Source organism: Achromobacter sp. MUI-25009338 (assembly GCF_057359325.1).
In genome coordinates this window covers 3395266-3410202 of sequence record NZ_CM170627.1, presented here as the reverse complement: position 1 = coordinate 3410202, position 14937 = coordinate 3395266, and the positions used below count along the sequence as shown (strand labels likewise).

The 14937-nt window shown below is 60.4% G+C and carries 11 protein-coding genes, 1 pseudogene and 1 riboswitch; of the genes and pseudogenes, 3 read left to right on the top strand and 9 right to left on the bottom strand.

Going from position 1 to position 14937, the window contains the following annotated elements:
- Window positions 1-17: 17 nt before the first annotated feature.
- Both AC1IQ6_RS16145 and AC1IQ6_RS16140 read right to left on the bottom strand, forming a co-directional pair.
- Window positions 18-2102: a ParB/RepB/Spo0J family partition protein gene (locus AC1IQ6_RS16145; protein ID WP_017232043.1), complete on the bottom strand. Its 2085-nt coding sequence runs from the start codon at window positions 2100-2102 to the stop codon at window positions 18-20.
- A 65-nt stretch (window positions 2103-2167) separates the two neighbouring features.
- The gene (locus AC1IQ6_RS16140; protein ID WP_017232042.1) at window positions 2168-2992 is read right to left on the bottom strand and encodes a DUF932 domain-containing protein; all 825 of its coding nucleotides are present in this window, start codon (window positions 2990-2992) and stop codon (window positions 2168-2170) included.
- 658 nt (window positions 2993-3650) lie between these two features.
- On the opposite strand from AC1IQ6_RS16140, the gene AC1IQ6_RS16135 reads away from it, so the two are divergent.
- A complete protein-coding gene (locus AC1IQ6_RS16135) occupies window positions 3651-4781 on the top strand; it encodes a nucleoid-associated protein (RefSeq protein WP_076472149.1) in 1131 nt (376 codons plus the stop codon).
- Entirely contained in the window at window positions 4747-6429 is a 1683-nt protein-coding gene (locus tag AC1IQ6_RS16130) for a hypothetical protein (protein WP_076472153.1), read from the top strand. Before AC1IQ6_RS16135 ends, AC1IQ6_RS16130 begins: the two co-directional genes overlap by 35 nt.
- Window positions 6430-6519: 90 nt before the next feature.
- On the opposite strand, the pseudogene AC1IQ6_RS16125 reads toward AC1IQ6_RS16130, so the two are convergent.
- The 7 genes and pseudogenes from AC1IQ6_RS16125 to AC1IQ6_RS16095 form a co-directional block, all read right to left on the bottom strand.
- Window positions 6520-6567: pseudogene (locus tag AC1IQ6_RS16125) on the bottom strand (hypothetical protein); the annotation flags it as partial.
- Between the two features lie 255 nt (window positions 6568-6822).
- Window positions 6823-8106 (bottom strand): hypothetical protein, encoded by a 1284-nt coding sequence (locus tag AC1IQ6_RS16120; protein WP_017232040.1) that lies wholly within the window; start codon window positions 8104-8106, stop codon window positions 6823-6825.
- Between the two features lie 25 nt (window positions 8107-8131).
- Entirely contained in the window at window positions 8132-8437 is a 306-nt protein-coding gene (locus AC1IQ6_RS16115) for a helix-turn-helix domain-containing protein (protein WP_012479502.1), read from the bottom strand.
- A complete protein-coding gene (locus AC1IQ6_RS16110; RefSeq protein ID WP_017232039.1) occupies window positions 8418-8801 on the bottom strand; it encodes a type II toxin-antitoxin system RelE/ParE family toxin in 384 nt (127 codons plus the stop codon). The genes AC1IQ6_RS16115 and AC1IQ6_RS16110 overlap by 20 nt, the downstream gene beginning before the upstream one ends.
- A 139-nt stretch (window positions 8802-8940) precedes the next feature.
- Window positions 8941-10146 carry a tyrosine-type recombinase/integrase gene (locus AC1IQ6_RS16105; protein ID WP_017232038.1) on the bottom strand — a complete coding sequence of 402 codons (1206 nt, stop codon included), beginning with the start codon at window positions 10144-10146 and terminating at the stop codon, window positions 8941-8943.
- Window positions 10147-10401: 255 nt separating this feature from the next.
- Window positions 10402-11541, bottom strand: a complete 1140-nt coding sequence (locus AC1IQ6_RS16100) for a porin (RefSeq protein ID WP_102776102.1) — start codon at window positions 11539-11541, stop codon at window positions 10402-10404.
- 359 nt (window positions 11542-11900) lie between these two features.
- Window positions 11901-13187, bottom strand: coding sequence for an LLM class flavin-dependent oxidoreductase (locus AC1IQ6_RS16095; protein ID WP_485864934.1), 1287 nt, complete (start codon window positions 13185-13187; stop codon window positions 11901-11903).
- 126 nt (window positions 13188-13313) lie between these two features.
- Window positions 13314-13419, top strand: a riboswitch (TPP riboswitch).
- Between the two features lie 53 nt (window positions 13420-13472).
- On the opposite strand from AC1IQ6_RS16095, the gene AC1IQ6_RS16090 reads away from it, so the two are divergent.
- Complete coding sequence (locus tag AC1IQ6_RS16090; RefSeq protein WP_485864933.1) at window positions 13473-14924, top strand: sodium:solute symporter family protein; 1452 nt, start codon at window positions 13473-13475, stop codon at window positions 14922-14924.
- Window positions 14925-14937 lie beyond the last annotated feature (13 nt).

Genomic DNA, 14937 nt, shown 5'->3' with positions numbered 1-14937 from the left:
TTACCTGTGATGCAGGGTCAAGCGGCCAGCGCCTCGGCGGGCTCATCCGCCATTGACTCGGCATCCTCCGGCGCGTCCTGCTCCGGTCCTGCCTCCTGCGCGCTTTCCTTCACTGCCTGCTGCGGGCCTTCGGCCTTGAAGATGGCGGGCATCCAGCCCGTACCGTTCACCAGCCGCTCGGCCTCGCTGGCAATGTCAGCCTTCTTGAGCTTCGCCAGCCGGGTTACGTGCTGCGGCGCGTACTCGCCCACCGCATCCAGAGTCATGGCCTTGGAAACGTGCTTGAAGTAGCCCTCTGCGGTCGGCTGCCACCATGCGGCCATGTCGAGGCCCGCGGCCTGCGCCAGTTCCTCGCCGGGCTGGTGCGGCACGGCGCGAGGCGTCACCACGTCCACCGTGGAAGCCACGCACACGGCTAGCAGCCGTACCAGTTCGTCTTGCGGCTTCGCCAGCAGCGCAGCGAACAGTTCGGCGCTGTCCTCCGGCAAGGCTTCGCCCGCCGCCTGTTGCAGTTCGCGCAGCGCCACAGCGGCGAGCGATTCCGGCCAGTCCGGGGCCATGCCTTCCAGCCGATCTTGCACTTTCAGGCCCACGCCCAGCGGCAGAGAATCACGGCTGCGACCGTAGCGGCTTTCCTGCAAGACGGTCTGCACCATGCCATGCACCACAGCGGCCAGCGCCACCTGCGGATGCCGGGCTACCTCGATTTGCAGCGCAGCGGTGCGGTGAGCGCTCAGGCGCTGGGCCAGCCGGTCGGAAATCGCTGCGGCCTTGGGCTGCTCGTCTTCCTCGCCTTCGTCATCGTTCGCGGTGTCCGGGTCGCTGAAGCCTTGGCGCAGCTTCTCCAGCGTGCGCAGCGCCTTTGCTTCGGCCTCGCGCAGCAGCCCTCGATGAATCACGGCCTCGCCGTTGCGGTCGATGGTCACGATGGCACCGGCTGCGGCCTTCACGTTCGCGCCGTAGTCCTGCAAACCATCTTCCAACGCCTGCAACTGCTCGCCCAGGGTTTCGCCTTCCTCCTGCAAGGCATCGGCCTTTTCCTCGTCGTCGGCGTCCATCGCGGCGTCCACGGCTTCACCGATGGCCCGCATTTTCTCTTGCAGCTTTTCGATGCGCTGCGCTTCGCGCTTGTTCGGCTCGCGCCGTTCCCTCGGCGCACGCTGGAAGGCGTGCAGGTCGGCATGGGTCACGCCCGGCGTGGCATCCACCCACGCCCAACCCTCGGCGCGGATAGCGGCGGCAATACCTGCCAGCTTGTCTTGCGCCAGCCGTTCCAGCAGCGCGGCATCGTTGAGGTACACGCCCGCATCGCCTTCCGCGAACAGGTCACGGCGGATGCCACCGCCTGCGGCTTCGTAGGTGTCCAGTCCGACGAAGCGCACCAGCGGATGCCGGTAAGCGTCGATTTCCCTTTCGGTCAGGCGTTCGCGCAAGTGCGAGGGATGCCGCTGCCACTGTGGGGCATCGTAGAACGCGGCTTCCTGCATGGTGTGGTCGTCGGTGATGGCAAGGGCCATCAACTGGTCAAGGCTCACGGCATCGGCGCGATAGTCGGCCATGAGGCGGGGCGAGACGTTCGCCAGCTTCAAGCGGCGCTGCACCACCAGCGGCGTAACGGAGAAATCCGCCGCAATGTCCTCGATGGGTCGGCCTTCGGCCACCAGCGCGGCGAATGCCTCGAACTGGTCTGCCGGGTGCATGGCTTCGCGCTGCACGTTCTCGGTCAGGCTGGCCGTGCGGGCCGTGCCATCGGCCACCTGCAAGCAAGGCACGTCCCAATCCTTGGCGATGCGGTGCTTTTTTGCCAGCAGCTTCAACGCGGCGAGGCGACGGCCACCGGCCACGACTTCGTAATGCTCGCCATCGGCGGATGCAATCACGATGAGGTTTTGCAGCAGGCCCACGCGCTGGATGCTCGCGGCCAGTTCAGGGATGGACATGCGCGGGGTCTTGCGCACGTTGCGGCCCGTGGGGCGCAGCACCAGCCGCGACAGCGGCACCAGGATCATGTGCTTGCTCGGGTCGGCGGCTTGCAGCACGTTCGCGGCGCTGCTGGCTGCGGTGTTGACGGCGTGGGCTTCGGTGTAGGTGATAGCGTTCATGATGTATCTCCAATCGAGTGAAACAAGGGAATGGAGGGGAAACGGCCCCTCCGGGGGGGGAACGGTCAAGCCTTGAGAGCGCGCATGCCATCGGCCAGCAGCCACAGGGCGCGGTTCAGGCGAATGTCGGAATCAATGCCCTGCACGGGGCGGGTACTCTGGCGGCGTCCATTGCTGCTGCGGCCATGCAATCCGCCCTTGGTCAAGTTCTCCTGCGTGCGGTTGAACACGCTCCACAGGTCAGGGCGGCGGTCATCGAACCGGCGCGGCATCAGGATTTGCGATTCGGTGATGGGCGCGGGCTTGTCCGGGTCGTCGTACTTCAACGCCAGCGCAGCACGGGCGAACACGTCGGATTCGCCATCGTCCAACGTGATGCTGCGCATCAGGTCGCGCGATTCCTTCACGCGCTCGAAACCGCTCAACACCTCGAAAGCGCCTTCGATGACGGAACCGGCCACGTCGCCTTTGTGGGGTACGCGCACGTCCGCCACGGTGTCGCCGCAGACAAGGCCATTGCTGCAAACGAAACGGAACATCCCGGCCAGCATCTGATAGCTGCTGGTGCCGTCGTGCGAGTTCAGCAGCACGATTTCGTTCGCCTCCGCGCCGTTGATCTGGCTGGCGTGGCGCAGGCGCAGCATGTGTTTCGTGTGCTCGCGCTTGCCTTCATCGCGCACGCGGGTCTGCGTCACCATGAAGGGTTGAAACCCCTCCTTGCGAAGCTCGGTCAGTACGGCGGCCGTGGGGATATAGGCGTACCGCTCGGAACGGCTTTGGTGCGGGGCATCCGCGAAGATGGACGGGGCCACCCTGCGAATCTGGTCATCGGACAGCGGGTAGTCGCTGCGCAGTGCTGGGGAGTGGGAGGCAAAACGGGTTGCAAGCATGTCGTTCTCCTGAACAAAAAGGCTGTTGAAGAAAACCGCACACCGGATTCCTAGATTCGGAGCCCAGCCTTTCGGCTGTTCGGTGCGGTCGGCACGAGGAACCCGGTTGGCCCTGTTGCCACCGTCTTTCCTGAGTTCATCGCCCGCGACGAAAGGGAGCCCGTGGACGGGGGCCGTCAAGGAGACAAGCGCAGGGTTGGTGCGGCCCGCAGGCGCAGCCGAGGACACGGCCCTGCGCGCCTTGACGGCACACGGACGCGGGCTACAGTCGCGGACAAGGTGATGGAGTCAGGAAAGACGGCTGGACATGGCAACGGCCCTCCCTCTGTGCCGAACCGCACGGCAAGCGCAAGCGCGCAGGCCCGAAGCTGGAAGCCGGGCCGGAGGCGTCAGGGATGCGGAAGGCTGGCGAATGCCAGTCCCGTTAGGGATGAGCGAACAGCGAACCTGAAGCAGCGTGGTCCGCGAAGCGGAGACGCAAGGATGTCTCCAAATGTTAAGAATTTCTGATAAATTGCATGTTTGGTATGGGTAGATGACCAAAAATCATCTGGTTTACCTTGACGCAAAATATTGCTAATACACAAAAGTAGTGTGAGGAAAAATTAAAATCCACACATCATTTAACTCTAAATTTAAAAATTAAGACGGGGTGTCGATGAGCATTCTTAGTGAAAAAGAAGCAGAAGGTCTCACCATTGAGCGAATGATCTTCCACGTTGTCGATCCTGCGTCGGAATCCCCCGTTTTTTTAGCAGAAGTTAAACCACCGCAATGCGTGGATTTCTTCGTTGAGCGAGTTAAAGAGACTCTTCGTGGAGCCGCCTATGAGTTTCTTCCTGGCGCAGGAATTCCAAGCCTCCTTTATCGAGCTTTGCCTAGCCAAAAAGCAAAAGATGGATTTATAAAAGCCTCGCACGATCTGGCAGCTAGATTCAAAGAGAAAGTAAAGCAGGACAAACGACTTGCGCCCGGCGTTCTGATGCTCTTTGTCCTCAAAACGGAAGGGGATACTCGATTTGTTGCCGTCATCAAATACGAGCATCAGCAGGTCGTATCTTATTCCTACATTAAAGATGCAGAAGGTAATCTGATCTTAGATGGGGATGGAAACCCTGTTCCTGATTTGCAGACGCTTGTCGAAACATTTACGAAGGATCGTAAGGCCATGCAAAAATCTGCCGTCATACGATTTCATAAAAATGAAAATATCGAATCAGGCGGGGACTTTCAATCATCAATCGTGGTAATTGACCATTCGTCCGGGCGCTATCGCGATGCCACTCAGCATTTTGCCAATTTCCTGGATATACGCCGTGCGCTTGAGCCGGTCGAGCTGACCAAGCGCCTCGAAGATGCGGCAGTCGAGTCAATCAAGGCGCACAAAAGTGAGGTTCCTCCCGAAGTTGCGAAAGCGCCTAAGCGGTTCGTACGTGCAGCCATGTCAAGGCTTGAAGGTTTTGACTTTGAAAAGCCAGAGGAGTTTCTTGGTGCCGTATTGCAAGGTGTGGCTCCAGAGGCTGCAATTTTAAAAACCTTCAAGAGCAAACTCGCCAATAAGAACATAAGCACAGAAGCATTCAAATTTGAGGGGGCTACTCCACCACCAGCTGAGTACCGGCGGGTTGTCACAAATGAAGGGATAACTCTCTTATTTAGCGCCGGGCACGAAGAAAACAAGAATGTAGAGATAAAAACAGAGGGAAATGGAGGCGTTGAAATAACCATACGATCCACCGGCTTGGAACGGAACGATGAACTCGAAAAAATGCCTCGCATCCCTGATTGATGCTTTAGGAGAGCATGTCAACATCCGCGAAACCATCGATCAAATCGACATTTCCGGGCATGTCTCTTCTGAAAAATCGGGCGATTTCAAGCGAGCCTTCGATGATTTCTCAGGAAAGAAATCGGAAGCTTGGTCGATTTCCATCCGTGATGGCGAGTTTTCCGAGATCTCAATAGATGCTGTTGCAAATGAGGATGTCACCCTTGTAATCAAGAAGCCAGTAGGCGGAAGGGTTTTCTTTGCGTCGCAAGCAGGATTTTCAGCGGCCTTGGAGGACAAGGCATTGACCTTAGCCAGCGAGCTATTGGTACTAAATTTTTTTACTGGATTCAAGACCAAGGGGTTTTCTGTCCTTTCTTGGGATGGCGAGCCATTACCTGGCTTGCCACCCTTGGAACCCAATTCAGATGCAATCGACCCCAGAAAAGGTGTAGTGCGCGATTTGACCGGCGCCACTGTTCCGGCAGACCCTTATCGCTGGATATTAATAGGCGATGATGGCAGTGGTGAACCGTGGAATATATGGAAGGCGCTGGCAGCTAAAAATCTGGCAACGCTACTTGTTTCAGATGTGTGGAAAGAAGATACAATAAAGGTATCTCTCAATGGCGCAAGAAAACGTACTTTCTATCTTGGGGAAAAGTGCCAGGATGACAACGCCTATGCAAAAATATGCCAGGCAGCCGACTGGATACTCGTAAAGCAGGACACAGAAGCCCGGCATGAAGTTCTTGTGCGGCGTCTTTCTGCGATTGTCAGGGACTCTCAATCCAATGGGAACTTGGAGTGGCTAACCGTATTACCCGAATCTCTGCAGGAAGCGCTTGATGGGGCTCGGCTTGATCATCGCGCCTATGTGAGATCAAAGTCAGCAGAAACAGTAAAAGCTATGGCCGACCTTAGGAAGGCGGTTGGAGAAGATGTTTCGCGTATCGTGGATCGTGTTCATCGACTTTCTACGGGTTTTGTGATAGGTCTCGCAGCATTGGCAACGGGGCTAGGCGTGCGCCTGACATTGCTGTCCTCTCAGAAAAACACCTGGGCAGTTGCCGGGATAATATTCTGCTTTGTTTTATTGGCCATTACATGGGCTAGCATAATTATTCAACGTCATGTTAGCTCTAAGTCATTGGTAAATGAGCTGCTCAACATGAGACGTTGGCATAAGAATATTCATATAGCGCTAACCCGCTCAGACTATCGAGAGCTGGCATTGCATCCAGTTTTGGATGCCATTCGTTTGTACAAGAAAACAGCAAAAATCACCATTAAGGGAATGATTGCTGCCTCATTTATTTTTATCGCTCTGTTTGTTGTTGCTCCATTTTTTCACCCAGGCAATAAATCTGTTGGAGTTGGCGATGAAAATGAAAGTGCGCAACCATCATCTGCCGCCATTGTTGATCAATCGATTTTAAAATCTAGCCCCCTGCCGAAAGATGGCGTAACTGTTGAAATTGCTCCATCCAAAAAGCAAGAATCAAATCCTAAAAATGACAAAACCGTACAAGATACGAGTCCTCTTAATGATGTGAAGAACAACTCTTCGCAGCAGGAGCTTGAGGTTGGAGAAAAGCAGTCGAAGCCAGCTCACAGCAAGCCTCGTTCGGCAAACGACACAGTTGCTGCCCCAGCCACGAAGATGTGATCCAGTGCTGTGCGAACGCCAACTGTCGGGCGCTTTCTTGATTCGCTGGTTCAGCAATATGTCGGCACTGTCCAACTCAGGATTCCTGCTCAGGTGGTTGTGCGCTTGAATGACCGCCGCCGCATTGAGCCGCAGCACCTCCTTGACCACTTCACGCGGATACACCCATGCTCGATGGCATGACGTAGGCTTCCTGAATCTGGTCAGCCGTCGCGCCGACAGTTCTGGCCTTGGGAATCGGGCTCTATCAGTGCAGCACCGAACGATGAAAAGGACGGTTGCGTCATGGTCGTGCTCCGGTTATTCGGGCGGAATTGCCCAGAACCGTGGCCAGTACGGCGCAGCGTAAGCAATCAGCTATTCGGCTACCTGATGATTTTTGGCATCGCGTGGTTACGACTCTGCGGCCGACGTTTCATGATCGCGGCGTAAATCGGACACCACTGCGATCAGCCGGTTGATCGGCTCGGCCAATCGCTTGGGCAGCACACGGTGTTGGGTATGGATACCCTGCTCGGCAATCCAGCGATGGGCGATCCAGACATCCTCCTCTGGATCGTTGTTGTTCACGCCGTTGCAATACTTGTAGCCGACAAGTGCATCGGCATGGGAAAGCAGCAGTCGCGCCATCGTCATATGAAAACGATGGGCCTGAAGATCCGCAGTGTTTCGAGGGCGAGGAAGAGTCAAACGCAGGCACCGCTGGCTATTGAAGTCCTTCCAATCAGGCCCGGCAACTTCCCCTGCGCGCTCCAGCATCTTGCGTGATTGTTCACTTTTTCCGTTGACCAACGCGACCGCAACAGCTCCCTTCGGGTATTCCAGCCTTTCCGCCAGCAAGTTCATCCAGTGCGCCAGCTTTTGCAAGGTTGCATCATCTGCGAACACTAGGAACTGGTGACGTTGCTCGTCATCGAGGAATGCTGGCAACTGGGCGTAGAGGGGGTACAGCAGGTCATGGAGATAGATGTACGTTTGCCGGCGCCCTTGTTCGTGGCTGCGCGTGGTGGCGGTCAATGCCTGCTGCGCCCATTCTGGCGTCAACTCGTCGATCGACATTTCCGTGATGTCGATGGAGATGAGCGGGAACCCCAGCGACTTACCGATCAGTGCCTTACGTCCGTCGAAGGCATGGCCAAGCTCGATTTCCACGCCACCCAAAACCATTGGCTCCGCTTGGACAGGCGGCCCAAGCACCGCAACATCGAGCCGGAATCGGCTGCCGAAGGGTGTATCCAATGGATGCTCGGTCGCTACACGATCAGCGCCGAGCAATAGGTTACCTTCCAGCGGGTAGTCTGATGCATCCGCATCCTTGAACCACCACGGCATGGCAAGCCGGGCATCCAGACGCCGACCAAGCTCTGCCGCGATCAACTCTTTTGCGCGCCGATGCTCTTGGCTTTCCTGTACGGCCCGCTGCCGGTTGGTTTCTTCGTCATCAAAGTGCGCCCTGAGGTCGTAGATGCGATCAACGGGCAATTGCCGGAAATGGGAGCGCCGACGCAGCTTTCCATCTTCAAAGATAGGGCTGACCCACGTCACCATTTGCCGCAAAGCATCGGGAGACACCAACGGCCATAACTTGCGCGCATGTTCCCGGCTGCGAACATCGCGCGCCACAATCCGGGTCTGAAACAGGCCCTTGCGGGAGAAAACGACTACGGCTTCATCCATGCGTGGCAGTCACCAGTGCGGGGCACTAGATGATGGCTTGCAAGCCCTTGTCGGCGATGATGTTCAGCAGTTTGAGCGCCGGGCCGGCCGGGTGGGTATCGCCTTGCTCCCATTTGCGCACCGTCGAAGCTGTCGTGTGCAGATGCAGCGCAAACACCGGCTGGCTGAACTTCAGTTCTTCGCGCAGGTGTTTGATGTCGGCAGCACTGAACTCCCGCACTGGCGGCGGGCAGATGGCATCGAACTCGCGCATCGTTACCTTGCCGATTGCGCCAGCGTCATGCAGCGCAGCCAAGTCGCCGCGCAGGGATTCAATGAGCTTGCTCGTCACAACACACCTCCAGTAGAACGCCGGACTCCAGCGCTTTCGCCAAGTTCTCTGCCGACAGTTCCAGAAACACCTTGCCAGCGAACTGCAACGCCTTCCTTTCGTCCTGAGTGATATTCGCCTTGTTGCTCTTGGGGAACCCATGCAGGAACACATAGCTGCTGCCGATCCGTGCCGACAGCAGCGTCCGATAGCCGCCGCTTTTGCCGCCACCAGGGCGCGCTACCCGCTTCTTGTAGAGAAAGCCGCCCAGGTCAGCATCAACCAGACCGGCCTCCATCTCCTGGACTGCTTTGCACAAAGCGGCGTCAGGTAGCCTTTCGCTGGCCTGCCACCGTGCAAAGTCCCTGCGTTTGAAGACGGTCATATTTGGCACTCCCGAAAACTATACCCGAAACGGGCATGGTTTGCCAGTTCAACTTTCGGCTTTCTCGGCGTTGGGGAGGATTCGCCAGACAATGTCTGGCGGATTGGCTTGTCGTCCATATACAGAAGCATTTCGCTGTTCATGCTGCGGCCTCCTGCGACTGGCGCTGCCCTGCGCCGGTGATGGCCTGACGCCGGCTGGCCACCAGTTCGGCCGCCTCGCGTACTGGCTTGTCTTCTGTGTGGACGTAGTGCATGAACATCGCTACGGTCTTGTGTCCTGTCAGTCTCATCCCTACCTTGGTCGGCACGCCCGAATTGGCAATGTCGGTGGTCGAACGGTGGCGAATACCATGCGTGCCGACGTGCGGCACGCCGGCGGCCTTGAGCGCCCGGCACCAGCCGCCGTAGTGCTCGCCAAAGGTCAGGTGCTTGTCCGGGTCGTTTGGCGACGGCAGGACATACGGGCAGCCTTCCCGGCGCGGCGCCGTCGAGAGCAGCCGATAGGCTTCCGCGCTCATGGGCTTGGACATGCCGCCAGTCTTGCTGTCGGGCCAAACCACACGGCGGTTCTCGAAGTCCAGCCAAGCCCATTCGAGTGGGCAGATTTCGGAGCGCCGGGCGGCAAACTCGAATTGCAGCCGGATCGCCAGGGGGATGACGTAGTTCTCCAGCCCTTCGGCCTCCAACTTGTCCAGGTGGCGGTAGATCAGCGCCAATTCGCCATCCACGATGAGCCGGGTTTCCTTGCCCGGCGGGAACATCGGGACATGCCGGCACGGGTTCGTGCCGTCCGGGCGGTAGCCCCACACTTCGGCCAGATTGAACATCTTGCGCAGTACGCCGAATGCCTTATTTGCCTCGGTCGGCTTGTACGAGAGCTTTTCCATCAGCCCGGCAATGTCGGGGCGCTTCACATCAAGCACCTTCTTGCGGCCCAGCAATGGGATGATGCAGCGGTCGATGACGCCCTGATAGCCTTCCTGCGTGCTGGGCTTGTTGCGCTTCTTGGAGTAGTCCTCCATGAACTTCTTGCACAACTCCGCGATGGTGGGGGCCTTGCGCGCCTCGGTTTTGGCGCCGCCGGGATCGCCGCCTCGGCGAACCTCGGCCAGCCAGTCCTGCGCCATGACGCGGGCCTGCTCGACGGTCAGTTCTCCGAACAGACCCAAGGCGGGCTTGCGGCGCTCGCCCGCGTTCGTGCGGTACTGGAGCATGAACACCCGGCGACCCGCCGGGGTGATCTTGCACAGGAAGCCGGGCACCACGGTGTCCCGCAGTTCGACGGCCTGCGCCTGGGGTTGTGCCGCCTCTACGGCGGTCTTGGTGAGCTTGATCTTGGCCATGATGACTCCTTGGAACGACCCGATTCCAAGAGCCACATAGGAGCGGCGCGAGGGTAAGCCGGGTCAGGTTTCAGAAAGCACCGGCATATGATGGACGCGCGTAAGTTATTGATAAACCTGCTGTATCCAGCTTCAGCGCAGTCCAGCGAAGTGCCGGGCTGGAGTCATCGTGAAATAAAAAAAGCCATCCGACGAACGGATGGCCCAAAGAGGAGACGCCCCGACTCTGCTCAGTTGGGGCTGTCCATGACCTGCTTAGAAGCGATGGCGGATGCCGACGCCGACCGTGGTCATCTTGTCGCCCTTGATGAAGGCTGCGCCGTCGGCGTAGGAGGCCAGGGCGTACAGATCGGTCCGCTTGGACAGGTCGTACGTGTAGCCCAGGCTGTACACGTCCATGGCGTACAGGTTCTTGTTCGGATCGGCGCGTTGCCACGACGCGAACACCTTGCTGGCGCCGCCGATCGGCGCGCTCAGGCCGACCATGTACGAGTTGATGCGCAGGCCGTCCCAGGTGAAGCGGTCGTTGGTATAGCCGATGCCGCGGGCGATGCCGCCGGACTGCTGGCGGCCGCCCATCAGCGCGAAGTCCTGGCCGGCGAAGACGCCGTCTTCGGAACGGCCGTAGGCCAGCGCCAGCTTGACCACTTCGAAGTCGTACGCGCCGCCGATGATGAACTGCTGCGGCTGCGGCTGGTTGGGCTTGCGGTACTGCACGTCATACGTCAGCGCCACGTTCAGCGGGCCGTTGTCGTAGCGCACGCCAGCGGTCCAGGCGCGGTTGTTTTCCTTGGTCTTGAAGCCGGTGGGGCCTTCGACGTCATCGGTCGAGAACGAGTAGCCCACGCCAGCCTGGAAGCCGCCCCAGCTCGGGGTCTGGTACATGACCATGTTGTCGTAGCGGACCGTGTTGGCCGCGCTGAACGCCATGCCCATATTGGCGTTCAGGTAGTCCAGCGAGAACGGATCGATGCCGCGGAAGTACTTGGACGCGATGTTGGTCTGGCGGCCCAGTTCGAGCAGACCCCATTCGGTGTGGCTCAGGCCGATGGTGGCCTGACGGCCGAACATGCGGCCGCCTTGCGAACGGTTGCCGTTGTTGGCGGTAAAGCCGCTTTCCAGCGTGAAGACCGCCGACAGGCCGTCGCCCAGGTCTTCGACGCCGCGCAGGCCCCAGCGCGAGCCATTGTTCTGGATGCCGTCGGACATGCCGATGCGGGAACGATAGTCGCCGCCGTACAGGCCCCGGTTGGAGTCGGTGGTGCCGACTTTGCCGCGTTGGTAGGTCAGGCCCAAGTCGACGACGCCGTACAGCGTGACCGAGGTTTCGGCGTGTGCGGCGCCTGCCATGCCGGCCAGAATGGCGCCAGCGAGCAAAGTTCTTGTTAGTTTCATATCACATCCCGTTCTATGGCTTGAGTCACCTGCCTCCAATGCGGTGAAGACAGACCAGCCCTAACCTTAGGCAAGCCGGCGGGATTCAATGAAACCGGATATTACGTAATCGTTCAGGATGTGCTAAATAGGGCCGAATTAGGGTTAATCCTCCCTGACTGTCCCCTTAAATGTGTAGATTTAGTTACTTCCTACACATTGAAATACCTACGGTTTATTGCATATGAACAACAGTTCAGGAATATCGGGCGCCGATACGTGGGTTTTGACCGGATAAGTCCTAGATACATAAAGAGATACTTCGGTCCGAACTTTGCACACATATTGATAAATTATGGCTGTGCGTCCGCGCCCGGGCGTCAGCCTCGCGGCTTTTCCAGGCCCAGGTGGCCGCGCAAGGTGCTGTGTTCATAATCGCGGCGGAACAGTCCGCGGCGCTGCAGTACCGGAATCACGTGCTCGACGAAGTCTTCGATGCCGCCGGGCAGGGCGGGCGGCATCAGGTTGAAGCCGTCGGCCCCTTCGTTGCGCCACCAGTGCTCCATCCGGTCGGCGATCTGTTCGGGCGTGCCGACCATGGTGCAGTGGCCGCCGCCGGCGGCCAGCCGCCCCAGCAACTGGCGCACGGTGGGCCGTTCGGTTTCGATGATGCGCAGTATGGTCGCATAGCGCCCCTTGGGGCCGGTGAATTCGGACAGCGGGGGCAGCGGCGGCACCGGCGCGTCCAGCTCCCAGGCCGAGCAGTCCTGCAGCACGAAGGTGCCCAGCTGGCGCAGCGAGGCGTCGCTGGGCAGCAGCTCGTCCAGTTCGCGCTGCTTGGCACGGGCCTCGGCCTCGGTCGAACCCACGTAGGTGACCAGGCCCGGCATGATGGGCACGAAGGCCTTGCGGCCGGCCGCCAGCACGCGTTGCTTGATGTCGCGGTAATAGGCCTGCGCGGCGGGCAGGTCGTAGGCCACGGCGTAGATGGCCTCGGCCCGCCTGGCGGCCAGGTCGCGGCCCTGGTCGGAGGCGCCTGCCTGGAACAGTACCGGATGGCCCTGCGGCGGGCGTGGCACCGTCAGCGGCCCGTCGACCAGGAAATGCTCGCCGTGGTGCCCGATCTTGTGGACCCGCTGCGGCACGCCATAGAAGCCCCCGCGATCGATGGCCAGGGCGTCCTCGTCCCAGGATTCGAACAGCCGCAGCGCCACGTCGACGAACTCTTCGGCGCGCGCGTAGCGCCAGTCGTGCCCGGGCATGGATTCGTAGCCGTGGTTGCGCGCTTCGGCGTCGAACATCGAGGTCACCACGTTCCAGCCCATGCGCCCGCCCGAGATATGGTCCAGCGAGGCCACCATGCGGGCCGCATGAAACGGCGTGAAGAAGGTGCTCGAGACCGTGCTGATCAGGCCGATGCGCTCGGTGGCGCGCGCCAGCGCGGCCATGGTGGTGAGCGGCTCCAGGTACCAGCGCGGCCCGTCGCCGATGTTGTCGACCGACTGGCCGTCGGCGAAGAACACGGCGTCGAGCTTGCCGCGCTCGGCGGTGCGGGCAAGCTCCTCGTAATAGCGGATGTCGCCCAGGCGTTCGACCGGGGAGCCGGGGTGGCGCCAGGCGGCGCGATGGTGGCCGCAACCAAAAATGAACAGATTCAGGTGCAACATGGCGGTCGTTTCCGGCGGACCGGAAGGCAGGAAAGGCGGTGGAAGGAGCGGGCGCGCTCCGCAAGCGGCCGAACTTAGCACATAGTCCGCCGCGTTGACATCGCCGCGCCGCTCTCCTAATCTTGCGGCACTTCCTGGGGGAGCCCTGACGGGCTGAGATTCCGCGCCACCGCGGTAACCCTTTGAACCTGATCCGGGTAATGCCGGCGAAGGGAAGGACATCGCAAGACTCGCGCGCCCCTCCCCGGATTTTCCCTATATAGCGGCGCGAGAGGAACGACCCCCATGCTTACCCAACCGATCGCCCTGATGTGGCTGCTGCTGTTTGCGGGCGGCTTCGCCGTGGCGAGCATTCTGTACGCCTGGCGCAAGCGCGGCACGCTGGAAGACTACATCGTCGCCCGCAACAGCCAGGGGCCGGTCGGTACCATTCTGACGCTGATGGCGTCGACGCTGGGCGCATGGATTCTGTTTTCGCCCGCGCAGGCGGCGACCTGGGGCGGACTGGCCGCGGTGGTCGGCTATGCGCTGGGCTCGATGTCGCCGCGGCTGGTGATGATTCCGCTGGGACGACGCATGCGCGAACTGATCCCGCACGGCCACACCCTCACCGAATTCCTGATGGCCCGCTACGGCCGTCCGATGTACGGGCTGGCGCTCTTCATCATGCTGTTCTACCTCTTCATCGCGCTGTCGGCCGAAGTCACCGCCATCGCCAAGCTGGTCGCGATGCTGGCGCCCGTGCCGCTGTGGACGACGGCCGCCATCGTGATGGGCACCACCTTGCTCTACACCAGCTACGGCGGCCTGCGCTCGTCCATCTTCACCGACCAGGTGCAGATGATGGTGATCGTGCCGCTGCTGGTGGTGCTGTGCGTGGTCGGCTGGCAGGCCGCGGGCGGGGCGCTGCCCACCATCGAGGCGCTGCAGGCCAAGGCGCCCCAGCTGCTGGACCTGACCGACCCGATGGGCGTGAAGGCCGGGCTGACGTTCTTCGTCGCCATCCTGCTGACCGGCGTGTTCCACCAGGGCAACTGGCAGCGCATCTACGCCGCGCGCGACGCCCGCTCCATGCGCAACGGCTTTCTGCTGGGCGGCCTGCTGGTCGCGCCGTTCATCTTCCTGATGGGCCTGTTCGGGCTGGCCTTCGTCGGACTGGCCCCGCAAGGCGACAGCTCCATCGCGCTCTTCAGCGTCATCATGCCGCACGCGCCCGCGTGGTTCGTGATCGCGCTGATCCCGCTGGGCCTGTCGCTGGTCATGAGCACCGCCGACACCGCCATCAGCGCCGTGTCCAGCATCATCGCGGTCGACCTGCGCCGCCTCATGCCCAACGCCAGCTCGCTCACCATGAAACGCCTGGCGCGCTGGCTGGTGCTGCTCATGGCCATCCCGGTGATGGTGGTGGCCTCGCAGGGCTACAGCGTGCTGTATCTGTTCCTGCTGGCCGACCTGCTGTGCTCGGCGGCCGCCTTCCCGGTGTTCTACGGCCTGTTCAGCCGCAAGCACGACGGCTTCACGGCCACCGTGGCCACGGTCAGCGGCCTGATCGCCGGCCTCTACTACTTCCCGGCGCCGGGCGACAAGCCGACCTTCCTGCTGGAGTCGTTCCTGCTGGCCGCGCTGGTGCCGGTCGCGGCCACGGCGCTGATGCGCTGCCTGCTGCGCGGGCGCAAGGAATTCGACCTCTCGACCCTGAGCGCCGCCGTGCGCCGGCTGGACCAGGACGTCGTCTGAAACCCTGGCCGGT

Coding starts and splice junctions, on each gene's coding strand:
- AC1IQ6_RS16145 (WP_017232043.1), bottom strand. CDS start 2,102: ATGAACGCTATCACCTACACCGAAGCCCACGCCGTCAACACCGCAGCC.
- AC1IQ6_RS16130 (WP_076472153.1), top strand. CDS start 4,747: ATGAACTCGAAAAAATGCCTCGCATCCCTGATTGATGCTTTAGGAGAG.
- AC1IQ6_RS16095 (WP_485864934.1), bottom strand. CDS start 13,187: ATGTTGCACCTGAATCTGTTCATTTTTGGTTGCGGCCACCATCGCGCC.
- AC1IQ6_RS16105 (WP_017232038.1), bottom strand. CDS start 10,146: ATGGCCAAGATCAAGCTCACCAAGACCGCCGTAGAGGCGGCACAACCC.
- AC1IQ6_RS16135 (WP_076472149.1), top strand. CDS start 3,651: ATGAGCATTCTTAGTGAAAAAGAAGCAGAAGGTCTCACCATTGAGCGA.
- AC1IQ6_RS16100 (WP_102776102.1), bottom strand. CDS start 11,541: ATGAAACTAACAAGAACTTTGCTCGCTGGCGCCATTCTGGCCGGCATG.
- AC1IQ6_RS16120 (WP_017232040.1), bottom strand. CDS start 8,106: ATGGATGAAGCCGTAGTCGTTTTCTCCCGCAAGGGCCTGTTTCAGACC.
- AC1IQ6_RS16140 (WP_017232042.1), bottom strand. CDS start 2,992: ATGCTTGCAACCCGTTTTGCCTCCCACTCCCCAGCACTGCGCAGCGAC.
- AC1IQ6_RS16110 (WP_017232039.1), bottom strand. CDS start 8,801: ATGACCGTCTTCAAACGCAGGGACTTTGCACGGTGGCAGGCCAGCGAA.
- AC1IQ6_RS16090 (WP_485864933.1), top strand. CDS start 13,473: ATGCTTACCCAACCGATCGCCCTGATGTGGCTGCTGCTGTTTGCGGGC.